Consider the following 22,225-nt stretch of genomic DNA (forward strand, 5'->3'; position numbering starts at 1 on the left):
TGATGATACGGGCCCGTCCGGAAAGTTCATTTTTTGGCGGCAGGTACGGACGATTTCCCCAGCTCATCCAGAATCGGGCAGTCCGGCCGCTGGTTGCCCTGGCAGCCGTGGATCAGGTGTTCCAGCGTGTGTTTCATGGCCTCCATCTCGGCCATGCGCTGATTCAGGTCGTCCACGTGTTTGATGGCAATACGCCGCACGTCCGCGCTGGGACGGCGCCGGTTTTGCCAGAGCTTGAGCAGGTCGGCAATCTCCGCCATGCTGAAGCCCAGGTCGCGCGAACGTTTGATAAAACGCAGGGTGTGCACTTCCTTGTCGCCATACTGGCGGTAGCCCGAATCCGTGCGGTGCACGCTGGGCAAAAGGCCCAAGGACTCGTAGTGGCGCACCATCTTGGCGGAGACATCCGACTGGCGTGCGGCTTCGCCAATGTTGAAAGGGCCGGCCGTGAGTTCGTTCATGTGTTGCTTCCTTTCCAGCGGCGCAGCATCAGGGCGTTGGTCACCACACTGACGCTGCTGAACGCCATGGCGGCGCCGGCAATCACCGGGTTGAGCAGGCCGAAAGCCGCCAGCGGGATACCGACCACGTTGTAAACAAAAGCCCAGAACAGGTTCTGGCGAATCTTGGCGTAGGTGCGGCGCGAGATGTCGATGGCGTCGGCCACCAGGGCCGGGTTGCCACGCATCAGGGTCACGCCGGCCGCATGCATGGCCACGTCGGTGCCGGTAGACATGGCGATACCCACGTCGGCTGCCGCCAGCGCCGGTGCGTCGTTGATGCCGTCACCGACCATGGCCACGGCCAGGCCGCCGGCCTTGAGTTCGGCGACGATCCTGGCCTTGTCTTCGGGCAGGACTTCGGCGCGGATGTCATCCAGGCCCAGTTGCCGGCCCACCATCTCGGCGCTGCCGCGGTTGTCGCCGGTCACCAGCACGGCGCGCACACCTTGTTCATGCAACCTGGCGACAGCCAGCGCGGCTGTGGCTTTGAGCGTGTCGCCAAAAGCCAGCAGGCCCAGCAGCACGGGCTGATGGGTCACGTCGGCCACCCAGGACACGGTGCGTCCCTGCGCCTGCAACTCGCTGGCGCGGGCCGCCAGCATGCCCAGGTCCACCTTCAACTCGTCCATGTAACGGGTGCTGCCCAGACGCAACTCACGCTGGCCGACCACGGCCGCCATACCGCGGCCCGCAATCGCTCTGACCTCGGAGGCTGGCATGGGCTGCAGGCCATCGCGGCTAGCGGCCTCGAGCACGGCACGGGCCAGCGGGTGTTCGCTGCCGGCCTGAATCGAGGCGCTGGCGATCAAAAATGCGGCGTGCTCACCGTTCACGCTGTCGGCGGCGACCAGTTCGGGTTTGCCTTCGGTCAAGGTGCCGGTTTTGTCGAAAGCCACGATCTTGATCTTGTGGGCCACTTCCAGGGCTTCCGCGTCCTTGATCAAAATGCCATGCCGCGCCGCCACGCCGGTGCCAGCCATCACAGCCGTTGGTGTGGCCAGGCCCAGCGCACAGGGGCAAGCAATGACCAGCACCGCCACCGCATTGAGAATGGCGATTTCCCAGTTGCCGGTGCCCAGGCCCCAGCCCAGCAAGGTAAGCAGCGCGATGCCAATCACCACCGGCACAAACACTTCGCTGACCCGATCCACCAGGCGCTGGATGGGCGCCTTTTTGGCCTGGGCCGATTCCACCAGCCTGACAATGCGGGCCAGGGTGGATTCCGCGCCTATGGCCGTGGTTTCCACCACCAGCAGGCCTTCGGCATTGACCGAGCCGCCAGTGACCTTGTCACCCGCGTGTTTGGCGACGGGCAGGCTTTCGCCGGTGATCAGGGACTCGTCGATCTGGCTGGCGCCTTCAAGCACCACGCCGTCCACCGCCACACGTTCGCCGGGCCGGATCACCACCAGGTCGCCCTTGCGCACCTGGCTGATAGGCAGCTCGATGTCCTGGCCGTCGCGCCGTACCCGTGCGGTCTCAGGCCGCAAGGCGTTCAGCGCACGTATGGCTTCGGTGGTCTGGCGTTTGGCCCGGGTTTCCAGCCATTTGCCCAACAGCACCAGGGTGATCACGACTGCCGAGGCTTCAAAATAAAGGTGCGGCATGCCGTGATCGCTGTGGACCCACATCAGGTAGACGCTCAGGCCATAACCGGCGGAGGTGCCCAGCGCGACCAGCAAGTCCATGTTGCCGGCGCGCGCCTTGAGCGCTTTCCAGCCTGAGCGGTAAAAACGGGCGCCCAGCCAGAACTGCACCGGGGTGGCCAGGGCCAGTTGCAGCCAGCCGGGCAACATCCACCCGGAACCCCACAACAGGCCAAACATGGGCAGGACCAATGGCAGCGACAGTGCAGCCGCCACGGCGACCGGCCACCAGTCGTTGGCGGCTTGGGTGCTGGCGGCGGTGGTCGATACATCCTGCGTCACGGGGCGGGCGCTGTAGCCGGCTTTGTCGACCGCGGCAATCAGGGCCGCGAGATTGTTCTCGCGGCCGACGAACGTGACCTCGGCGGTTTCGGTGGCCAGATTGACTTCGGCCGAGGCCACACCGGGCACTTGTTTGAGGGCTTTTTCAACGCGGGACACGCAGGACGCGCAGGTCATGCCGTCCACCTTCAGTTGCACAGCTTGCTCGCGCACCGAATAACCGGCTTTGTCGACAGCCGCGCGCAACACCTGCAGCGTGACTTGTTTGTCGGCCTTGACGCTGGCCACCTCGGTGGCCAGGTTGACGCTGGCCTCGCCCACGCCGGGGATGGCGGCCAGCGCTTTTTCCACACGTGCCACGCAGGAGGCACAGGTCATGCCTTCTACTGGCAAAGTCCAGTCGGTTTGTGGCAAGGGGGCTGCTATCGGCAGGGCTGCGGTGTTCATGGGGCTCCTCGGGTGTTGTGCCGTTTGACCGGCGATGAGGCAAGTGTCAAGCTTCCCATAATGGTAAGGTCAAGGGGCTTGAAATCAATCCCGCAGAAGTCATGTGGGTATGGCGCAAAAGGCTTTGACCTTGCCATGGGGGCAAGGTTTAGAGTCAAACTTTCCATTATTTCAGGAGTACCCCATGATTGAATTTGAACTGCAAGACATGACTTGCGGCCATTGCGCCGGCATGGTGAACCGCACCGTCAAGCTGGTCGATCCTGCAGCCAAAGTCGAGGTGGATGTGGCCAGCAAAAAGGTCAAGATCGAGTCCAGCGAGGACCGCGCGGCCTTTGCCGAGGCGCTGACCGAGGCTGGTTACCCACCTGCCGCGTAAACATCGCTGGTTTAAACGCCCACCCGGCCTGATGTTGGCCCGGTGGGTTTTTTTCGCCTTAGTTAACCAGCTGGATATCGGTGACGACAAAGGCCGGACCGGCCTTTTCGGCCCGGAAACGGATTTTGTCGCCGGCCTTGACCTTGTCCAGCAAAGCCGGGTCCTTGACCTGGAACACCATGCTCATGGGCGGCATGTCGAGGTTTTTGAGCTCACCGTGTTTGATGCTGATTTTTTTGGCGTCCTTGTCCACTTTGCGGACTTCACCTTCGCTGAGTTCGGCAGCAGGCTGCACGGCTTCTTTACTGGGCGCGCTGGCAGGTGTGTGTGTTTGCGCGTGGACGGCGCCGGCCAGCAGGGCGGCCAGCAGCAAGAGGGAGTGGCGTGATGTCATGAGTTAGTCCTTTCAGGATTTGGCTGGTATTTTGGTGGGGTAGTCTTGAAAGACGCGGGTGTCGCCGTTCTTTTGAACCAGCAGCACCTTGTAGGGGTCCTGGCGTCCGCCGTAGATGGGCCCATCCATGCCTGGCGAGCCGACCGGCATGCCGGGCACGGTCAGGCCCAAGGCCTGCGGTTTTTCTTTCAGCAGCCGTTGGATATCGCGCGCGGGCACATGGCCTTCGACCATGTATTTGCCGTCCACCAGGGCGGTGTGGCAGGAGCCCAATTTTTCCGGCAGGCCCAGGCGTTTTCTGGCCGCGGCATTGCCGCTGTCATGTACCAGCACCTGAAAGCCGTTGTCTTCCATGTGTTTGACCCAGTCGGCGCAGCAGCCGCAGTCCGGGTCTTTCCAGACCTCGACCTGCGGCCGGGTTTGCGCCATCAGCGCGGGTGTGAGGGTGCAGGCGCCGGCCAGGCTGGCGAGGGTTTGAAGCAGGTAGCGTCGTTTCATCATTTTCTTTCTTGAGATTAAGGGTTTGCAGTCACGCTGATTTTTCCGACCATACCGGCCTGGTAGTGGCCGGCGATCAGGCAGGCAAAGTCAAACTCGCCGGGCCGGTTGAAGGTCCAGACCAGCTCGCCGGCCTTGCCGGCCGCGACGTGGGCCATGTAAGGTTCGTCATGCGCCATGCCAGGAAACTTCACCATCATGACGGCATGTTTATCAAGCTCGTCCTTGGTGCCAATCACCATCTCGTGCAGGATTTTGCCTTTGTTGCGAATCACAAAACGCACGGTCTCGCCTTGTTTGAAGACCAGCTTGTCGGGCGTGAAACGCATGTTGTCGTCCATGGTCAGGGTCACGGTGCGTTTGGCCGATTTGGCGTCGCCAGCTATGCCCCAGGTTTTTTGTTCGGGTGCGCCGGTCGCGGCCTTGGTGTCAGCATGACCTTCATGCGAAAAAGTGCTTGTGGCCCCCGCCAGCAGGGCGCAAGCAGCTACGAATTTAAGAGCGTTGTGAGTGTTCATGGTATTCCTTGGGTCAAGTCAGTGGCCGGCATGGCCTTGGGGTTTGCGGATCTGCACTTCGATGTCTTTGGCTGGCTTGTTGCGCAGCGGCATGGACTTGCCGCCCTCGGCCGCAAAACGCGCCGGGTTGGGCAGGCTGCCCGTCCATTCATAAGCCACTTCACCGGCCGGATGCTGGTACCAGCCCGGGTCCTTGTAGTCGCCGGGCTTCTGGTTTTTGCGCACCTTGAGCACGGAGAACATGCCGCCCATTTCGACCGAACCGAAAGGCCCGGTGCCCGTCATCATGGGCAGGGTGTTATCGGGCAGCGGCATTTCCATCTCGGCCATGTCGGCCATGCCGCGTTCGCCCATCACCATGTAGTCGGGCAGCAGCTTGCTGATCTCACCGGCGACTTGGCGGTGGTCCACACCAATCATGGTGGGCACCTCGTGGCCCATGGCGTTCATGGTGTGGTGGCTCTTGTGGCAATGAAAAGCCCAGTCGCCTTCTTCGTCGGCCAGGAACTCAATCTGCCGCATCTGGCCCACCGCCACATCGGTCGTGACTTCCGGCCAGCGGCTGGTTTTGGAGGTCGGGCCGCCGTCCGTGCCCGTCACGGTGAACTCATGCCCGTGGATGTGAATCGGGTGGTTGGTCATGGTCAGGTTGCCGACGCGGATACGCACCTTGTCGTTTTTGCGCACCACCAGCGGATCAATGCCGGGGAAAAGCCGGCTGTTCCAGCTCCAGAGGTTGAAGTCCAGCATGGTCATGATCTTGGGCGTGTAGGCGCCGGGATCAATGTCGTAGGCGTTGAGCAGGAACACAAAGTCGCGGTCCACCTCCTCGATCAGCGGGTGTTTGGTTTTCGGGTGGGTGATCCAGAAACCCATCATGCCCATGGCCATCTGTGTCATTTCGTCGGCATGCGGGTGGTACATAAAGGTGCCGGGCCGGCGCGCCACAAATTCGTAGACAAAAGTCTTGCCCGCCGGAATCGCCGGCTGGGTCAGGCCGGAGACGCCGTCCATGCCATTGGGCAGGCGCTGGCCATGCCAGTGCACGCTGGTGTGTTCGGGCAGCTTGTTGGTGACAAAAATACGCACGCGGTCGCCTTCCACCACTTCGATGGTGGGGCCGGGCGACTGGCCGTTGTAGCCCCAGAGGTGGGCCTTGAAGCCAGGCGCCATTTCGCGCACCACCGGTTCGGCCACCAGGTGGAACTCCTTGACGCCCTGGTTCATGCGCCAGGGCAGGGTCCAGCCGTTGAGGGTGACCACCGGGTTGTAGGGCCGGCCGGTGTTGGGCAGCAGCGGCGCCATGGTGTCGGGGCTGGTTTGCAACACGGGTTCGGGCAGGGCGGCCATGGCCACCTTGCTGACCGAGGCGGCGGCCACGGCACCTGTCAAGGCACCGGCGCCCGCCAAAAAGTTTCTTCTGTTCGTCATAAATAGTCCGTTGAATGAGGGGATGCCGCGGCTCAGTGCGCAGCGGCGGCAGCAGCACTGCCTGCAGAGGAAGACAGGGTGGTCGCGGCGGCCGGTCGGCCGGTCAGCGAGGCGGCGAGTGCGGCATCGGCCAGCCAGAACTGCTGGCTGGCGTTGATGGCGGCCATCACGCTGTTGATCTGGTCGCGCGTGTCGGCCAGCAGCTCGAAGACGCCTATCAACATGCCGTTGTAACGCAGCAGGTTTTCTTCGGCCATGGTTTTGCGCAGCGGCACAATTTCATCGCGGTAATGTGCGGCCACGTCATACGCCGTGCGGTAGGCCGAGTAACTTTCACGGAGTTGCGACGAGGCGGTACGCACCGTGTTGTCATAACGGTTGGCCGCCGCCAGCGATTGCGCATTCATGGCATCGCGCTGGACATTACCCCAGTCGAAGAGGGGCAAGCGAATGTCCAGCTCAAAACCTTTGCGCGGCGTGCTCGTGCCTTTGCTGTTGTTGAACTCCGTGTCCCGGCGTAGGCCCAGTTCCACATCGACCAGGCTGGTCAGCAGGTTCAGGCCTTGGGACTTACCGGCGATGTCGAGCTGGTTGCGTGCCATCTGCACATCCAGGCGCTGCTCGGTGGCGCTGGTATTCACCACCGCGACGGGCCGCGCTTCTTTGGGCAGATCCGGCAGGCGTTCGGGCAGTTTCAACTGTGTCGCCTGGCTGTCGCTCAAGCCCAGTTGCCGCACCAGCTCTTCCCGGCTCGCCGTGGCCGCGTGTTGCGCCAGGGCCAGCTGGGCCGCACTGTCGGCATAAAAACTTTGCTGGCGGATGCGTTGCAGCTTGGTGAAGTTGCCTACCTGCTGCATGCGCCGCGCCAGTTCCGCGCTGGCTTGCGCCGTGCGATTGACCTGGTTGGCATAGTGCAGGTTTTGCTGCGCGGCCACGGCGCGTACCCAGGCCTGGCGCACTTGCGTGACTTGTTCCACCACATTGGCGCTGAGCTGGACCTTGGCCTGCGCCACCTGGCCGCGCGAAATCGCCTGGCGGTGTGGCAGCGTCAATAAATCCAGCAGCCCAAACGACAAGAGCCGGCCCAGTTCCAGTTCGTCGCCGGCGCGCACCCGTTCAAAACTGAAGATGGGGTTGGCGATGCGGCCGGTCTGCCTAGCTTGTGCCATGTCGGCCCAGCTTTGGGCCAGCAGGGCTTGTACGGCCGGGCTGTTGGCCAGGGCGAGCTGAACGGCGTCGTCCATGCGCAGGGGTTCAGCCAGCAATTCGTTGCTGAGCTTGCGGCGCGCTTCCTGTTGCTCGGCCGTGCGGCTGAGTTCCAGCTTGCCCTGGGTGAAGCTGTTGCGCTGGCTGTTGGTGTCCTCGATGGCCTGCTCCATACCGACCGAGGCGCAGCCGGCCAGCACCAGGCAGGCCGCGGTCAGGGCGCTGTAACGCGTTACTTTTTGCATGGTTGCGCCCCTCATGGTTTGGTGTGTCCGGCATGCGGATCGGCTTGGGGGGCGGCCGCGGGTGACGCAGGGCTTCGGCCTTCTTTGGCGTAGGTGCGCCAGCCGCCGTTGCGGTCCACCTGTTCGTTGGCGGCTTTCCAGGGCGCGATTTTTTCGTCGGTGTAGGGCTGGTAGTTCTCCAGCGCGGAACGGAAGGGCGCAGGCTCAGCCTGGGTCTGCGTGTTGGTCGGCGGCGCTGCTGCCGGCGTCTGGGCCTGGGCGATGTTGGCCCACACAGGCCACAGCACAGCCAGCCCGACCAGCGGTTTTGAAATAAAACGGATGTCCACAAAAGTCTCCTGAAATACAAGCGGGCGATTGAAAAAATCGCGGTGATCCGGGCAGGGCGGCGAGGACCGCGCGTGCCGGAGGCTGGTACAGACCCAATACGGGCCTGGGCTTCAGGAAATCGGTGGTTTTTGGCCGAGCGCAGTATCGGCGCTGGCGAAGGACGCCACCGGTGAATGCGGTGGCGTGAAGGGGCTCAACATGGGCAGGGCCTGGGCCGCCGGCGGCGACAAGGCCACGATGTGGCAGGCCTGGCACAAGGCGCAGGACGCACAATGCGCGTCGCTGCTGGGGGCCGAACCCCCTGCGTCGTGGCCGGCGCAATCGGGCGTGGCCTGGACCACGGGTAATTGTTCGGATGTATGGTCAGAATGGGCGCTGGCCCCCGCTGTATCAGCGTGGTCAGCTACGGTTTCCATAGCGGCTTGTATTTGCACCAGGCGCGGCGCGGCCATCTCGGTTGCCATCACGTCACCGACCCAGCCGCGCAGGGGCAGCAGGACGATCATGAGGGCAAGAAACAAATGGCGCATGGGGGAATGATAAAGGCAGGCGCGAATAGTTCAAACCGCTGCCGATAAAAAAGCCATGCCAGTTCACCGGAATCTGGCCCCACACCGGCCTCGCTCGTGACGCGGTGATGGCATGATGGGCTCGCATCAAGTCACGTCAAGGTCCAACCATGCTGGGTTCCAGTTCATCCACATCGCCGGTTTACCAGATCGGCGAAGCCGCGCGTCGCAGCGGCGTCAGCGCCGCCAACATCCGGTTTTATGAAAAGGAAAAGCTGCTCAGCCCACAAGGTCGGGGCGAGAACAGTTATCGTTTTTACAGCGAAAGCGATTTGCACCAGTTGCGTTTTATCCGCCTGTGCCGGGCCATGGACATGTCGCTGGACGAGGTGCGCACCTTGCTGGCGCTGGACCTGAACAACAAGACCGACTGCGACACGGCCCGCGAGGCGCTGGACGGTCACCTGGGCCATGTGCGTGCGCGGCTGGCCGAACTCAAAGCGCTGGAAAAAGACCTGCAGTCCTTGCGCAAGCGTTGCGACGGCAGCGACAGCCACTGTCACATCATCGAAGCACTGCACCAGCTGGCCGACGAACAAAGCGCGCCGCCGGTGACACCAGCGGCGAAGAAACGCCACGTGTGAACGGGATCAGAGGGATCAGGGCGGCGGGGTGATGAAGGTCGCCAGGCGGTCGGCCAGCACCTTGGCTTCGGTGTAACCGTTGCCGAGCAGATGCGCCTGACCCTGAACCAGCACCAGCAGGGTGGGGAAGCCACTGATGCCCCAGCGCTGGACCTGCGCAAAATCTTCACGTGTGGCTTGCCTGGCGGCATCGCTCTCGAAGGCTTGCAGGAAATCCAGGGACGTGTCGGCTTGACCGGACACCTCGCTCCAGACTTCTGCGAGCACGGCCGCCTGGGTCACATCGCGGCCCCGGGCATAAAAGGCTTGCTGGATCGCCTGGTACATGGGCAGCGCAAGTTCGGGCGCTTGCTGGCGCAACGTGACCACCGCGCGGCAAGCGGGTTCGGTGTCGTAGATGAAATCCTCACGTTCGAACAGGCTGTCAGAAAAAGGCTGGCCTGACCGTTGCGCCACATCGGCCCAGTGATGGCGCAGCTTGTTTTTCAGGTCCGCATCCATGACCTGGGTGTTGTAGGCACGCAGCCCGCCCAGCATGAGCTGCACTGGCAGTTCGGGAAACTGGGCCCGCAGTTGCGCCAGCGGCACCGCAAAGCCGTAACACCAGGAGCACATCGGGTCACCGACGTACAACAGGGACACCGGGGCGGCGGTAGTCATGCGGGTTTGGCCTTGTCGAGTTGCAGCTGCGCCTTGTCCAGCCATAACTGCAGGTTGTCGAGCAGCGCCCCCTGGCTGAAAGAGCAGCTTTCTTCGCTGAACAAGGCGCTGGACTCCAGCCGGTCCAGCAGGTTGTACAAGACCTCGGCGTATTGAGGCGGCAGTGCCGCCAGCAACTCAAGCTGGTTCTGCGCCAGGCGCGAAAACGCCGGCACGGCCAAGGCGTCGCTGCGCAAGTGTTGCAAGGCTTGGGACAGGGTGCTGAGCTGGTCTGAGGGCGTGGTCATCAATGTGGGGCTTGAGGTGGTGGCGCAGTCCAAACGCCTGATTTTTGAATAAAACTGGCCTCTAGCCCAATATCGACGGTCGCGAGCAGCTATCAAATAAAGAGCGCTTGGGGCTGGAGTCAGACACCAGTTTAAGGCTTGGCCGCGTTTATGCCGGATGGGTCGGCAACTGTGCGGACACCAGGGCAGCCAGTTGACGCAGCGCCTGCTCGGTCTGGCTGGAAAACGAAAAGCCGCAACTGATGCGCAAAAAATGGTCAAAGCGGCTGCTGTTGGAAAACATCGAGCCGGGTGCCACGCGTATGCCTTGCCGGATGGCCGCCTCGAACACCGCCTGCGCCGAGGTGCCGGGCGGCAACTCTACCCACAGCAACATGCTGCCGCCGGGCACGGACAGCCGGGTGCCGGCCGGAAAATGCGCCGCAATCGCTTCGGCCATCTGCGCACGCTGAACATTGAGCTGGCGCCGCAGCCTGGCCATGTGGCGGTCATAGGCGCTGGAGGCCATGAACTCGGCCACGGTGAACTGGGCCAGTGCCTCGTTGGCGCGGCTTTGTGTGTACTTGAGCATCTGGATGCGCGCCTGCCAGCGTCCGCCGGCCATCCAGCCCAGACGCAAGCCGGGCGCCAGCGTTTTGCGCAGCGACGCGCAATAAACCACGTTGCCCTGTTTGCCGGGCTTGTCCCAGGCCTTGGCCGCTTTCAGGGGAATGTCGTCCTGACCCAGGGCGCCGTAGGTGTCGTCCTCGATCAGCGCCACCTGCTGGCGCTCGCACAGCACCACCAGTTTTTCTTTCTCAAGGTCGGGCATCACGCTGCCCAGCGGATTGTGAAAATTGGGCATGACGACCACAGCCTTGATCCTGTCATGGGTCCGGAAAGCCAGCTCCAGCGCCTCGACGGACAGGCCGGTCTGGGGGCTGGTGGGAATCTCTAGTGCACGCAGGCCCAGGCTTTCCAGGATCTGCAGCAGCCCGTGGTAGGTCGGCGACTCGACGGCAACGGTATCGCCCGCTTGTGCCACCGCGCGCAGCGCGACATTGAGCGCCTCGATACAGCCATGTGTGACCAGGATGTCCTCTGCCGACAGCCGCATACCGGCTTCCAGCGCCCGCCTGGCCAGCACGGCATTCAGGGGCGAGTCATTGAGCATGTCGGGCGCACTCACCAGCATCTGCGGATGTTTGCGCAAGGCCCGGGTCGCCGCATGTTTCAGGGCCTCGGCTGGGTACATCTCCGGCGAACCGTAGGTGCCCGCCAGGTTGGTGACCAGCGGATAAATCTCGCATTTGGCGACGAAGTCCGACACCCGGTCATGGATGCCGACGTATTGCGCCGGATCGAGCTGGCGACCGGCCTCCGGCTCGCTGGGCGGCTGGATCTCCAGGCGCCGCCGCTTGAGTACAAAATAACCCGAACGCGGCCTGGCCTCCAGCAGGCCCTCGTCTTCCAACGTGTGGCAGGCCTCGACCGCGGTGGACAGGCTGACCTGGTGCAGCCGGGTCAGCGCCCGGATCGAAGGCATGCGCTGGCCAGGCAACAACACACCCGACTGGATGGCCTGGCGGTAGTGGCCTGAAAGCCGAAGGTAAAGCGGTTGCGCGTCCATGGCTCAATGATCGGTGAAAGAAGAGTCGTGACACAGCCACAGATGGGCTGAAATCGAACCATAACAGATGCATCAAACGCCATCTGTACCGATACAGAAAGGCATAGATTGCCTCTGTCGGGCCGCCGGCTCCCTCGGTAATCTCAAGGCATCCCTGACGAAACCAGCCTGCCATGTACCACCACCCCGATCCTCAGACCTCCCTCCAGCTTGGCGCCGGCGAATCCCGGCTTCTGCAGGCCAAAGCCGGGACTTGCCTGATCAGCAGCGCCGGCGCCCTGATCGTGACCGGTGAACCGCTCTGGCTGGGCGAGCAGGTCTTTCGCCCCCGCACCCGGCTGGCGCCGGGGCAGCGCCACCTGATCGCGCAGGACGGCTGGCTCACGCTGACCGCCGGCCCGCAAGGGGCTGCCGTTGGCCTGGTGTGTCCGAGGCAAACGCTGTCGCTGTTGCGTGGCCTCTACCAGATGGGCAGGAAGTTTGTCGCGCGTTATCCCCGCTTCGCAGGAATCTCGGGCATACGGCGCCGCGCTGCAAACCCTGGCTCGCTGGGGTAAATTCGATCCCCGTCCAACCGATCCCACCTTTTTCACCCATGACCGCTTCCGCCTGGCTCCTGTTCATCACCATTTCCCTGGTCACCGCCTTCAGCCCCGGACCGGGCATTTTGCTGGCGGTATCCAATGCCGTCGCCTGGGGGCCGCGCAAAACCCTGTGCAGTTCGGCTGGCAATGTGCTGGGTGTGTTTGCGGTGTCAGGCGCGGCGATGGCCGGCCTGGGGACTTTGCTGCATAGCTCGGCCTGGCTGTTTGCGGTGCTCAAGACCCTGGGCGCGCTCTATCTGATTTACCTCGGTTACCGCCAGTGGACCAGCCAGACCTCGATGTTTGACAAACCCTTGCCGACCGAGGCGCAAACCGAAAAAACCAATGCGGTCCTGTTTCGCCAAGGCCTGCTGGTGGCGCTGACCAACCCGAAAAGTATTCTGTTTTTCACCGCGCTGTTTCCGCAGTTCATCCACGCGCAGGCGCCCATGCTGCCGCAATTCCTGGCCTTGACCAGCGCTTTTGCCGCCTGCGTCTTGAGCTCCCACATGGCGTATGTGCTGCTGGCGCGCCATACCCACCGCTGGCTGGGCACGCCCCAGCGGGCCCGCGTGTTCAACCGCGTCTGTGGTGGCGCGTTTGGCCTGTTGGGCCTGAGCTTGCTGCGTTTGAAAAGTCCGCATTGACATGACGCCGCAGGCGTCGCTGCAGCAGGCCATCCACGAAGAAGTGGCGCTGCTTCCTTACGACCCTGCATGGCCTGCGCTGTTCGAGGCCGAGCGCCAGCGCCTGGCAAGCTTGTTTCCACTGCAGTTGCTGGACATCCAGCACATCGGCAGCACAGCCATGCCGGGCATGTTGGCCAAACCCATCATCGACATCCTGGCCGGGGTCGCGTCCATGGCGGTGGCGGATGCCCTGGTCGGCCCGCTGCTGCAGTCCAGCTATACCACCTCCGCCGAGTTCAATGCCACGCTGAGTGAGCGCCGCTGGTTCATGCGTTGGGACCAGGGCCGGCGCACTCATCACCTGCATCTGGTGGTGCTGGGCGAGTCCGAGTGGCGCCGCCGCCTGTATTTTCGGGATCGTTTGCGTGCCGATCCGGTGCTGGCGCAGTCTTATGCCGTGTTGAAGCAGGACCTGGCGGCGCGGCATGGCGCGGATCGCGAGGCCTACACCCAGGCCAAGACGGCTTTTGTGCTGGCGGTGGTCGCCGCGACTTAGTCCAGTCTCAACGGTGGCACCCCCGCCAGATATTGTTTCTGGCTTCGTGGAACCCGGGGCAGAACCCCGAGAGGGGCTCTGCACTCAATCGAGCTTCGCGCCCGAGGCCTTGACGGCCTGGGCCCAGCGTGGTGTTTCCGTGGCCAGGAACTGGCCAAACTCCTCGCTGCCCATGAAGGCCGGGTCCGCGCCCTGCGTCACCATGCGGTTGCGGATGTCGGGGTTGGCCATGACTTGTTTGAACGCATCGCTCAATTTGGCCGTCACGTCTTTGGGCAGGCCGGCGGGCGCGAGAAAGCCGTAAAAACCAACCACCTCAAAACCCTTGAAGCCCGACTCAATGACTGTCGGAATATCCGGCAGCGCGGGGTTGCGCTCCTTGCTGGTCACGGCCAGCGCACGCACCTTGCCCTGCTTGTGGTAACTGGCGGCCTGCGGAATCGACTCGCCCATGAACTGCACCTGGTCGCCCATCAGGTCGGTGAAGGCCGGGGCGCTGCCGCGGTAGGGAATGTGCACCATGAACAGAGCGGTGGCATTTTTGAACATCTCGGGCACCAGGTGGCTGATGCCGCCGTTGCCGGCCGAGCCGTAGTTGATTTGTCCAGGCCGGGCGCGGGTGTAGTCGACAAACTCTTTCAGCGTCTTGACCGGCAGTTTGGGGTTGACCAGCAAGGCCAGCGGCTGCATGGCGGTGCGGGCAATCGGTGTGAAGTCGCGCAAGGTGTTGTAGGGCAGCTTGCTGTAGAGCGCCGGGTTGATCACCATCACGCCGGTGTTGGCCAGCATCAGGGTGTAGCCGTCGGGCTGGGCTTTCATCACTTCCTGCGCACCCACGGTGCCACCCGCGCCGCTTTTGTAGTCGATCAGCACGGGCTGGCCCAACACCGCCTGCAGGCGCTCGCTCAGCAGGCGGGCGTGTTGGTCCAGCGGGCCGCCGGCCGGAAACCCAATCACCACACGGATGGGTTTTTCCGGAAAGGCAGCAAAGGCTGCGGAACTGGCCGCGATCAGCAAGGCGGCGAGGGCGCGCTGGGGGGTGAACATGGGAGGTCTCCTCGTTATGAAATAGTGAGCCATGATAAACAGCGTCGCGGACGTGACCTTGCTAGCGTCTTCCCCGATGCCGCGATCCGGCCGGCGCGTTAGGCTGGGGTTCTAGGAGATTCCATGGACCGCCCTCACTACAAGTTCTGGCCTAAACGCCTGCCGCATCGCATCAGTCCGCCCGCCACCTCGCTGTGGCACAACCTGGCGGTCAGCGCCCTGCGTTTTCCGGACAAGCCCGCGCTGGTCTTTTTTGGCCAGGTTGTCACCTATGCCGAGGTCTTGCAAAAAGCCGAACGCCTGGCGGCCACCCTGCATGGGCTGGGGGTGCAGGCCGGCGACCGGGTGTTGCTGGACATGCAGAACTGCCCGCAATGGGTGATTGCGCACTTTGCCATCCTGCGCGCCAACGCCGTGGTGGTGCCGGTCAATCCCATGAACCGCGCCGAAGAGCTCAAACACTACATCACCGACCCGGATATCAAGGTGGCCATCATCGCGGCCGATCTGGCGCCCGAGCTGGCCAGAGCCAATGCGCAGCTGGCGCCGGCCGATCGGTTGCGGCACATGATCGTCAGCCATTACAGCGATACCTTTGATCTGGCGGCCCAGCAGGGCGCAGAAGCCTTGCCCGCGGCTTGGCAGGGCTGGCTGGCCACACAACATGACTTGCCGGTGCTGGACAGCGGCAGCACCCTGAGCTGGGCGCAGGCCTTGCAAGGTGATGTCAGCCGCTTGCCGGTCCACACCGCCACGCCGCAGGATCTGGCGGTCTTGCCCTACACCAGCGGCACCACCGGTCTGCCCAAGGGTTGTATGCACACCCACGCCAGCATCATGCACAACGCCGTGGCCAGTTGCCTGTGGGGCAACGCCAGCTTTGAAAACGTGGTGTTGGCGGTGGTGCCCATGTTTCACATCACCGGCATGGTGTCGATGATGCACGCGGCGATTTACGGCGGGGCCACCCTGGTCATCATGCCGCGCTGGGACCGCGAGCTGGCCGGGCGGTTGATCTCGCGCTGGCGCGTGACGCACTGGACCAACATCCCGACCATGGTGATCGACCTGCTGGCCAGCCCGAACTTTGCGAGTTTTGACCTGAGCAGCCTGGTCGCCATCGGTGGCGGCGGGGCGGCCATGCCGCAGGCCGTGGCCCAGCGCTTGTGGGAGTTATACGGCCTGCGTTTTGCCGAAGGTTATGGCTTGACGGAAACCGCCGCGCCGTCTCACAGCAACCCGGTCGACGCGACCAAGCAGCAGTGCCTGGGCATTCCTTTTATCAGCACCGATTCCCGCGTGATAGACCCGCTGACCCTGCAGGAAATGCCGCAGGGTGAGCAGGGCGAAATCATCATGTGTGGCCCGCAGAATTTTTCGGGTTACTGGAAGCAGCCCGAAGCCACGGCGGCGGCCTTTATCGAGTTCGAGGGCAAACGGTTTTTCCGTTCGGGCGATTTGGGCCGGGTGGACGAGGACGGTTATTTTTTCATCACCGACCGGCTCAAACGCATGATCAACGCGTCGGGCTTCAAGGTCTGGCCGGCCGAGGTGGAGTCCCTGATGTTCAAACACCCGGCGGTCCAGGAGGCCTGCATCATCTCGACGCACGACGCCTACCGCGGCGAAACCGTCAAGGCCGTGGTGGTGTTGCGCGCCGAGGCCAAAGGCAAGACCAGCGAAGACGACATCATTAACTGGTGCAAGGACAACATGGCGGCCTACAAATACCCGCGTGTGGTGCAGTTTGTCGATGCGCTGCCGAAAAGTGGCTCGGGCAAGGTCATGTGGCGTACCTTGCAGGAAGCGGAAAAAGGTAACGCTTGAACCTGCTGGCCGGAGATTATTGGTAAAAAAGGCCTCCAGCCCTTGTCCGGTGAACGCAATTAGCTATTAAAAAGAGAGCGATGGCTGGGTGGTCGGAAAATCAGCGCGGCGCTGAGGTATCGTGCGTGACTCGGTAATCAATATGGGCGCGCCAAGCGGCGCAGCCTGCACGCATGGCAAAACCTTCTCTCCCAACTCCCGCATCCCCTGACAACAAGCCGCTGGCCGGCTGGCGCCTGCGCTGGTACACGATTATTTTCGAGGCCGACACCCGCGCCGGCCGCGTGTTCGACCTGTCGCTGATTGCTGTCATCCTGCTCAGCATTGCCGTGGTCATGGCCGACAGCGTGCAGTCTTTGCATCTGGCTTATGGCCGGGTGTTCACGGTGCTGGAATGGATTTTCACGCTGTTGTTCACGGCCGAATACGTGGTGCGTCTGTTGTGTGTGCGCAAGCCGCGTCAGTATGCGGGCAGCTTTTTCGGCGTCATCGACCTGATTGCCGTGTTGCCGACTTACCTGGCGCTGTTTTTTCCGGGGCTGCATGCACTCATCGATGTGCGGGTCTTGCGCCTGCTGCGGGTGTTTCGTGTCTTCAAACTCGCCGCTTATGTGGCCGAGTACCAGTTTTTGGGACGTGCGCTGGCCGCCAGCGGCCGGAAAATCCTGGTGTTTTTATCAGCGGTGTTGATGGTGGTGCTGGTCATGGGCACGGTGATGTATGTGGTCGAGGGCCAGACCAACGGTTTCACCAGCATTCCGACCTCGGTCTACTGGGCCATCAGCACGGTGACGACGGTCGGTTATGGCGACATCACACCCCAGACCGACCTGGGTCGGCTGATCGCGTCTTTCATGATGCTGATGGGCTGGGGCATTCTGGCCGTGCCCACAGGCATCGTGACGGCGGAGATGGCGGCGCAGCGGCAGATGCAGGGCTCGCAGGCGCCGACCACACGCACCTGCCATGAATGCCTGACCGAAGGCCATGGCCCGGACGCCGATTTCTGCTTCAACTGCGGCGCGCGCCTGCCGCCTTACCAGCAGCAGACAGGCGCTTAGCTGCCGGCCGTCAGCCTGCGCGGTGTGATCTCGACCGAGCCGACGGCCGTGCTCATCCACACCGTGCCGTCCTGCACCGTCACCTGCAGTTGCATGCTGCGTTCGGCCAATTTGGCCAGGGCCTGGCTTTCGGCGGCCTCGATCTGCCAGACCACCAGGTTGGCCGCGCGGGTCAGTTTGGTTTCGATGTTTTTCCACCAGACCGGCGTGCTGCTGGCAAAGCTGTAGACGCTGACCCGCTCGGCGCGGCCGGCCGCACGCATCAGGCGTTTGTCATCGGGCTGGCCCACGTCTATCCAGTGCAGGATTTGCTCGGTGTAATCCTTGTGCCAGAGCGCGGGTTCGTCCACGTCCCACAAGTCCTTGGCGAAGTCGAGCTTGCCCTTGTTGTCGTCGGCGGGCACGTTGAGCGCAAAGGCCAGCAGGCGGATCATCATGCGTTCGTCGGCCTCGGACGGGTGGCGCGCAATGATCACGTTGTGGTCCGCATAAACGCCGCGGTCCATGTCGGAGAGCTGGAGTTGGGCTTTGTAGATGGTGGCTTTGAGTGCCATGGTGATTTTTCTGGTTGGTGGCTGGCGTGAACCCTCTATTGGAACAGACCGGCGCCGCTGCTCTTCTCTGGCTATAGTCAGGCCATGATCCGACTCTCTGTTCTTGACCAATCCATCGCCGTGACCGGCCGCAGCGCCGACACCGCCATCCGCGACACCCTGGCCCTGGCCCAACATTGCGAAACCCTGGGTTACGAGCGTTTCTGGCTCAGTGAGCACCACAGCCACCCCAGCATTGTCGGCAGCGCGCCCGAGGTCTTGATGGCCGCCATCGCCGCGACCACGCAGCGTATCCGCCTCGGCAGCGCCGGCGTGATGCTGCCGCATTATTCGGCGCTAAAAGTGGCCGAGCAGTTCCGTGTGCTGGAGGCACTCGCGCCCGGGCGTATCGACCTGGGTGTGGGGCGTGCGCCGGGTTCGGACGGCCGCACGGCGCAACTGCTCAATCCCCCAGGCGCACCATGCCGCCGATCGTTTTCCGCTGCAGGTGCGCGAGTTGCAGGCCTGGGTGGGCGGCAGCGAGCTGCCGGAAGGCCATCCGGGCCGCGGCGTGGTTGCCCAACCCACAGGCCCCGGCACGCCCACCTTGTGGATGTTGGGCAGTTCCAATTACGGCGCGCAACTGGCGGCGCATTACGGCCTGCCCTATGCGTTTGCCTATTTCATCACCGACGGGCAGGGCGCCGAAGAAGCGCTGGCCACCTACCGCGCCTTGTACCGGCCCAGCCCGCAACACCCGACGCCGCAAGCCGCCTTGTGTGTCTGGGCGCTGGCCGCCGACAGCGACGACGAGGCCTGGCACCATTTTTCAAGCCGTGAACGCTGGAAAATAGACCGCAACCAGGGCGTGTTGGGTCCGCTGCAGTCGCCGGCCGAGGTCGCGGCCAGGCCTTATACCGCGGCAGAACAACAGGCGGCAGACAGGCTCAGAAAAACGGCGCTGGTGGGCAGCGGGCCGCAAGTGGCGCACAAATTACGCGCGCTGGCCGAGTCGCTGGCGGTGGAGGATATGGTGGTGATCACCTGGGCGCACGATGCGGCGGCGCGGCGGCGGTCTTATGAATTGCTGGCGGCCGAGCTGTGTGTCGGGGCAGCCCCCGCGCAACCTGCTTAGCCTTCCCTGACCAGCGCCAGGCACAGGCGCTCCATATGCATGGCCCACTGCGCGGCTTCCGCCTCCGTCAGGCCTATCAGCAAGCCATAACGCCGGCCGCCCCAGACCGACAGATGCATGGCCTGGATGGCCTCGGCGCTGGGTCGTGTGGGCAGGTCGTGGCAAACGTCAAAGACCTGGACCCAGGCGGCGAGCAACTCCTCGTGCACCCGCCGGTGATGTTTGGCCTCGGCAATACCGGCTTCCTGGGCCAACATGCCGGCGTCAAACCAGGGCAACTCCGGCGTATGCACGCCGCAGGTCAGCCGCACCAGCGTCTGCAGCCGGACCTGCCAGGACAGGTCGGGCGGCGCCACCGCCTGCTGCGCGATGGCCTGCAGCAACTGCTCCATGCAATGCCGCACGTAACCCGAGAGCAATGCGGCCTTGTTGGGGAAATAGTCGTACAAGGTGCCGACCGAAACACCGGTTTCCAGTGCCACGGCGCGGGTGCTCACGCCAGCCCAGCCGTCCCGGCGCCAAATCCGAACAAACGCGTCATAAATGGCTTGCACGGTGAACACCGCACGGGCCTGCGTGGGGCGTTTCAGGGGTTTGGCGGTGGCGGGGCCGGGTGTGGCCGCAGCGGCTGGTTTTCCGAACCCGGAGGACGTGTGTCGGTTATACATTGGTGCTGACCTGTTCGACTAACTTTCAGAGGAAGACGCACCATGAACTCTCCGCTCTCACTGACACGGCTGCTCACGCGCAAAGATGCATTGAATCACACCCGCATCACGCATGGCGCACCCGGCGATGCGGCGCTTTCCAGCGGCGAGGTGGTCCTGAAAATCAGGCGTGTGGCCATCACCACCAACAACATCACCTACGCGGCTTTTGGTGAGGCCATGCAGTACTGGGATTTTTTCCCCACCGGGGAAGAGGGTTTCGGCCACATGCCGGTCTGGGGTTTTGCCGATGTGATCGCCTCCACGGTGGACGGGGTGGCGGTGGGCGAACGTTTTTACGGTTATTTTCCCATTGCCAGTCATTTGCGGGTGTGGCCGGAACGTGTGACAGCGCGCGGTTTTTATGATGGTGCCGCCCACCGCAAAACACTGACCTCGGCTTACAACCAGTACATGCGTTGCAGCGCCGATGCGGCTTACCGCGAGGCCGATGAAAACTACCAGATGCTGGTGCGCCCGTTGTTCATCACTTCGTTCATGCTGGCTGATTTTTTGCAGGACCAGGCTTTTTTCGGCGCGCAGCAGCTGGTGTTTTCAAGCGCCTCCAGCAAAACTGCGTATGGCACGGCGTTTTGCCTGCAGGCTTATCCGCAGGTCCAGCGTATCGCGCTGACATCGGCGCGCAACAAGGATTTTGTGGCCGGTCTGGGCTGTTATGGCGCTGTGGCCGCTTATGACGAACTGCCGCAAATCGACCCCCGCAAACCCACGCTGTATGTCGATTTTTCAGGCGACGAAGACTTGCGCCGTGCCGTGCACCAGCACTTTGGTGATGCCCTGGTTTATGACTGTTATGCGGGCTCGGCGCAAAACACGCAGTTTTTGCGCCAGCTCGACCTGCCGGGGCCCGCGCCCGAGTTTTATTTTGCACCGGTGCAAATCCGCAAACGCAATGCCGATTGGGGCCATGCCGTGGTGAACCAGCGTTTCAACGACGCGCAACTGGCTTTTATCCGGCGTGTGAGTGATGTGTCAGACCCGTGGATGACGGTGCGTGAACACCAAGGTTTTGAAGCGGCGCAAGGACTGATCGATGACTTGTTTGGTGGCCGCATAGACCCGCAACAAGGGCATGTGGTGGTGCTGGACTGAGTCACCGGTGTTGGTGTAGGCTGAAACCTGCTTCACCCCACCTGCAGGCACCCACGACATGAGCACTGAGCATACCCACGATCACGACGAACCCTGGAAACATGACGGCGTTCGTGTGATTGCCGGCAACCAACTGGATGGCAACACCGCGCAAACGCCAGGCATGGACCGCAAGGCGGCCATCAACTTTGCCCGTGTCGGTGCGCAAAAACTCTGGGCCGGCACCGTCACCATCCATGCCAATGCCAAAACCGGCGCGCACCACCATGGCCCGCTGGAGAGTGTGATTTACGTGGTCAGGGGCCGGGCCCGTTTGCGTTGGGGCGAACATTTGCAGTTCACCGCCGAGGCCGGCCCGGGCGACTTCATCTATGTGCCGCCGTATGTGCCGCACCAGGAAATCAACGCCAGCCCGACCGAACTGCTGGAGTGTGTGCTTTGCCGCAGCGACGGCGAGGCGGTGGCGATCAACCTGGACATCGAGCCGGTTGAAAAGCCTGAGCAGGTCTTGTGGGTCGATCCGACCCACCCACAGGGCGGCGTGTAGGGCGGTCAGCAGGGAGGAGTGACCCTCGGGGACAAGCCGCAAGTCGGCCTCCCACACGCTTCTTGCGCAAACCTTCCCTTACGACTGTCACCTCGTCCTACAAATGCCGGGTCATTTGCTGGTTACAACAGGGGGGTCTTACAAGGATCTCTCTTTTATCATGGATACAAACACACCCACCCCCTCGGTCAATCCCGCTAGCCAGCCCGATTTGTCGCAACGCCTGCAGCACAGCAAAGCCCTGATCGCCATTGCGGCCGTCCTCGGCGTTACGGTGATGGCGCTGGCCGCCGCGCTGGTGGTCAACCGATCCGAGGCGCAGCCGGACGCGGCCGAACGCATGGCGCTCAGCAGCCCGAGCGACAAAACCAGCCCGGTCAACAAGTTCGCCGATACCGGCAAGGCGGTCAACACGCCGAGCTCACGGCCGGCGGCCCAGCCCCGGCCTGTGGCGCAAGCGCCCCGGCCCGAAGTCTGTGCCGCTTGCGGCACGGTGGAAGCCGTGACGGCGGTGCAGCGCCAGGGCCATGTCAACGGTGTGGACGTCGGCAACACCACCGTCGGTCTGGGCACGGTGGCCGGTGGCGTGTTAGGCGGCCTGCTGGGTCACCAGGTGGGCGGCGGCAGCGGCAAAACAGCCATGACGGTGCTGGGCGCCGCTGGCGGCGCCTACGCGGGCAACACCATCGAGAAAAACATGAAGAAGATCACGGTCTACCAGGTGCGTGTGCGTATGCACGACGGCTCGGCCCGCACCGTGGAAGTGTCCAGCGCCGTGCCGGTGGGCTCACGCGTGATTGTGGAAGGCAACAATCTGCGCATGGCTTAAAAAGGGCCCCCACGCTCCCCACTGCGTGTGGTTCGCTGCCCCCCAAGGGGGCGCTGCGCCTGCGGCCCG

At 63.1% G+C, this 22,225-nt stretch carries 25 protein-coding genes and 1 pseudogene; 11 read left to right on the plus strand and 15 right to left on the minus strand.

The genetic code is table 11. From position 1 onward, the window contains the following. Positions 1 to 26: 26 nt before the first annotated feature. Together cueR and ACHMXK_RS06465 are read right to left on the minus strand one after the other, a co-directional pair. Positions 27 to 461 (minus strand): Cu(I)-responsive transcriptional regulator, encoded by a 435-nt coding sequence (gene cueR, locus ACHMXK_RS06460; protein ID WP_397438699.1) that lies wholly within the window; start codon positions 459 to 461, stop codon positions 27 to 29. Next, the gene (locus ACHMXK_RS06465) at positions 458 to 2,878 is read right to left on the minus strand and encodes a heavy metal translocating P-type ATPase (RefSeq protein ID WP_397438701.1); all 2,421 of its coding nucleotides are present in this window, start codon (positions 2,876 to 2,878) and stop codon (positions 458 to 460) included. Before ACHMXK_RS06465 ends, cueR begins: the two co-directional genes overlap by 4 nt. Positions 2,879 to 3,062: 184 nt before the next feature. Here ACHMXK_RS06465 and ACHMXK_RS06470 point away from each other — a divergent pair, with 184 nt between their 5' ends. Further along, the gene (locus ACHMXK_RS06470) at positions 3,063 to 3,257 is read left to right on the plus strand and encodes a heavy-metal-associated domain-containing protein (protein ID WP_397438704.1); all 195 of its coding nucleotides are present in this window, start codon (positions 3,063 to 3,065) and stop codon (positions 3,255 to 3,257) included. Between the two features lie 58 nt (positions 3,258 to 3,315). Here the strand turns inward: ACHMXK_RS06470 and ACHMXK_RS06475 are convergent, their stop codons facing one another. The 7 genes from ACHMXK_RS06475 to ACHMXK_RS06505 all read right to left on the minus strand — a co-directional run bounded on the left by ACHMXK_RS06475 (position 3,316) and on the right by ACHMXK_RS06505 (position 8,409). Continuing rightward, positions 3,316 to 3,651, minus strand: coding sequence for a copper-binding protein (locus ACHMXK_RS06475; RefSeq protein WP_397438706.1), 336 nt, complete (start codon positions 3,649 to 3,651; stop codon positions 3,316 to 3,318). 12 nt (positions 3,652 to 3,663) lie between these two features. Continuing rightward, positions 3,664 to 4,152, minus strand: a complete 489-nt coding sequence (locus ACHMXK_RS06480; RefSeq protein ID WP_397438708.1) for a DUF411 domain-containing protein — start codon at positions 4,150 to 4,152, stop codon at positions 3,664 to 3,666. 14 nt (positions 4,153 to 4,166) lie between these two features. After that, complete coding sequence (locus ACHMXK_RS06485) at positions 4,167 to 4,667, minus strand: plastocyanin/azurin family copper-binding protein (RefSeq protein WP_397438710.1); 501 nt, start codon at positions 4,665 to 4,667, stop codon at positions 4,167 to 4,169. A gap of 18 nt (positions 4,668 to 4,685) precedes the next feature. Further along, positions 4,686 to 6,098: a multicopper oxidase domain-containing protein gene (locus tag ACHMXK_RS06490; RefSeq protein WP_397438712.1), complete on the minus strand. Its 1,413-nt coding sequence runs from the start codon at positions 6,096 to 6,098 to the stop codon at positions 4,686 to 4,688. Between the two features lie 32 nt (positions 6,099 to 6,130). Beyond that, positions 6,131 to 7,549, minus strand: coding sequence for a TolC family protein (locus ACHMXK_RS06495; protein WP_397438714.1), 1,419 nt, complete (start codon positions 7,547 to 7,549; stop codon positions 6,131 to 6,133). Between the two features lie 11 nt (positions 7,550 to 7,560). Beyond that, complete coding sequence (locus ACHMXK_RS06500; RefSeq protein WP_397438716.1) at positions 7,561 to 7,878, minus strand: hypothetical protein; 318 nt, start codon at positions 7,876 to 7,878, stop codon at positions 7,561 to 7,563. A gap of 111 nt (positions 7,879 to 7,989) precedes the next feature. Beyond that, a complete protein-coding gene (locus ACHMXK_RS06505; RefSeq protein WP_397438718.1) occupies positions 7,990 to 8,409 on the minus strand; it encodes a hypothetical protein in 420 nt (139 codons plus the stop codon). A gap of 149 nt (positions 8,410 to 8,558) precedes the next feature. Here ACHMXK_RS06505 and ACHMXK_RS06510 point away from each other — a divergent pair, with 149 nt between their 5' ends. Further along, on the plus strand, positions 8,559 to 9,032 hold the full coding sequence (locus tag ACHMXK_RS06510) for a Cd(II)/Pb(II)-responsive transcriptional regulator (protein ID WP_397438720.1): 474 nt from the start codon (positions 8,559 to 8,561) through the stop codon (positions 9,030 to 9,032). A gap of 15 nt (positions 9,033 to 9,047) precedes the next feature. On the opposite strand, the gene ACHMXK_RS06515 is transcribed toward ACHMXK_RS06510, so the two are convergent. The 3 genes from ACHMXK_RS06515 to ACHMXK_RS06525 all read right to left on the minus strand — a co-directional run bounded on the left by ACHMXK_RS06515 (position 9,048) and on the right by ACHMXK_RS06525 (position 11,588). After that, positions 9,048 to 9,692, minus strand: coding sequence for a DsbA family protein (locus ACHMXK_RS06515; RefSeq protein ID WP_397438722.1), 645 nt, complete (start codon positions 9,690 to 9,692; stop codon positions 9,048 to 9,050). After that, positions 9,689 to 9,979: a hypothetical protein gene (locus tag ACHMXK_RS06520; protein ID WP_397438724.1), complete on the minus strand. Its 291-nt coding sequence runs from the start codon at positions 9,977 to 9,979 to the stop codon at positions 9,689 to 9,691. Before ACHMXK_RS06520 ends, ACHMXK_RS06515 begins: the two co-directional genes overlap by 4 nt. 148 nt (positions 9,980 to 10,127) lie before the next feature. Then, the gene (locus ACHMXK_RS06525) at positions 10,128 to 11,588 is read right to left on the minus strand and encodes a PLP-dependent aminotransferase family protein (RefSeq protein ID WP_397438726.1); all 1,461 of its coding nucleotides are present in this window, start codon (positions 11,586 to 11,588) and stop codon (positions 10,128 to 10,130) included. A 173-nt stretch (positions 11,589 to 11,761) separates the two neighbouring features. On the opposite strand from ACHMXK_RS06525, the gene ACHMXK_RS06530 reads away from it, so the two are divergent. The 3 genes from ACHMXK_RS06530 to ACHMXK_RS06540 are packed head-to-tail and all read left to right on the plus strand — an operon-like array spanning position 11,762 to position 13,357. Continuing rightward, the gene (locus ACHMXK_RS06530) at positions 11,762 to 12,145 is read left to right on the plus strand and encodes a hypothetical protein (RefSeq protein ID WP_397438728.1); all 384 of its coding nucleotides are present in this window, start codon (positions 11,762 to 11,764) and stop codon (positions 12,143 to 12,145) included. A gap of 38 nt (positions 12,146 to 12,183) precedes the next feature. After that, a complete protein-coding gene (locus tag ACHMXK_RS06535) occupies positions 12,184 to 12,819 on the plus strand; it encodes a LysE family translocator (RefSeq protein ID WP_397438730.1) in 636 nt (211 codons plus the stop codon). A 1-nt stretch (position 12,820) separates the two neighbouring features. Continuing rightward, on the plus strand, positions 12,821 to 13,357 hold the full coding sequence (locus ACHMXK_RS06540; protein WP_397438732.1) for a GrpB family protein: 537 nt from the start codon (positions 12,821 to 12,823) through the stop codon (positions 13,355 to 13,357). An 84-nt stretch (positions 13,358 to 13,441) separates the two neighbouring features. Here ACHMXK_RS06540 and ACHMXK_RS06545 read toward each other — a convergent pair whose 3' ends face one another. Next, positions 13,442 to 14,404, minus strand: a complete 963-nt coding sequence (locus ACHMXK_RS06545; protein ID WP_397438734.1) for a Bug family tripartite tricarboxylate transporter substrate binding protein — start codon at positions 14,402 to 14,404, stop codon at positions 13,442 to 13,444. A gap of 123 nt (positions 14,405 to 14,527) precedes the next feature. Between ACHMXK_RS06545 and ACHMXK_RS06550 the strand changes: the two genes are divergently transcribed. Together ACHMXK_RS06550 and ACHMXK_RS06555 are read left to right on the plus strand one after the other, a co-directional pair. Next, the gene (locus ACHMXK_RS06550) at positions 14,528 to 16,231 is read left to right on the plus strand and encodes a long-chain fatty acid--CoA ligase (protein WP_397438736.1); all 1,704 of its coding nucleotides are present in this window, start codon (positions 14,528 to 14,530) and stop codon (positions 16,229 to 16,231) included. Positions 16,232 to 16,404: 173 nt separating this feature from the next. Then, complete coding sequence (locus ACHMXK_RS06555; RefSeq protein WP_397438738.1) at positions 16,405 to 17,292, plus strand: ion transporter; 888 nt, start codon at positions 16,405 to 16,407, stop codon at positions 17,290 to 17,292. Here ACHMXK_RS06555 and ACHMXK_RS06560 read toward each other — a convergent pair. Continuing rightward, positions 17,289 to 17,846, minus strand: coding sequence for a YaeQ family protein (locus ACHMXK_RS06560; RefSeq protein ID WP_397438740.1), 558 nt, complete (start codon positions 17,844 to 17,846; stop codon positions 17,289 to 17,291). The two genes, ACHMXK_RS06555 and ACHMXK_RS06560, sit on opposite strands and share 4 nt — an antisense overlap. An 87-nt stretch (positions 17,847 to 17,933) precedes the next feature. Between ACHMXK_RS06560 and ACHMXK_RS06565 the strand changes: the two are divergent. Continuing rightward, positions 17,934 to 18,960 (plus strand): annotated as a pseudogene (locus tag ACHMXK_RS06565) (LLM class flavin-dependent oxidoreductase). Here the strand turns inward: ACHMXK_RS06565 and ACHMXK_RS06570 are convergent. After that, the gene (locus ACHMXK_RS06570) at positions 18,957 to 19,628 is read right to left on the minus strand and encodes a TetR/AcrR family transcriptional regulator (RefSeq protein WP_397438742.1); all 672 of its coding nucleotides are present in this window, start codon (positions 19,626 to 19,628) and stop codon (positions 18,957 to 18,959) included. The pseudogene ACHMXK_RS06565 and the gene ACHMXK_RS06570 sit on opposite strands and share 4 nt — an antisense overlap. Positions 19,629 to 19,670: 42 nt before the next feature. Here ACHMXK_RS06570 and ACHMXK_RS06575 point away from each other — a divergent pair, with 42 nt between their 5' ends. The 3 genes from ACHMXK_RS06575 (at position 19,671) to ACHMXK_RS06585 (ending at position 22,156) form a co-directional block, all read left to right on the plus strand. After that, complete coding sequence (locus ACHMXK_RS06575; protein ID WP_397438744.1) at positions 19,671 to 20,780, plus strand: DUF2855 family protein; 1,110 nt, start codon at positions 19,671 to 19,673, stop codon at positions 20,778 to 20,780. Between the two features lie 58 nt (positions 20,781 to 20,838). Then, the gene (locus ACHMXK_RS06580; protein WP_397438746.1) at positions 20,839 to 21,327 is read left to right on the plus strand and encodes a cupin domain-containing protein; all 489 of its coding nucleotides are present in this window, start codon (positions 20,839 to 20,841) and stop codon (positions 21,325 to 21,327) included. A 160-nt stretch (positions 21,328 to 21,487) separates the two neighbouring features. Beyond that, positions 21,488 to 22,156 carry a glycine zipper 2TM domain-containing protein gene (locus ACHMXK_RS06585; protein WP_397438748.1) on the plus strand — a complete coding sequence of 223 codons (669 nt, stop codon included), beginning with the start codon at positions 21,488 to 21,490 and terminating at the stop codon, positions 22,154 to 22,156. Positions 22,157 to 22,225 lie beyond the last annotated feature (69 nt).

The organism is Polaromonas sp. UC242_47 (genome assembly GCF_044452385.1).
GTDB lineage: Bacteria > Pseudomonadota > Gammaproteobacteria > Burkholderiales > Burkholderiaceae_C > Polaromonas.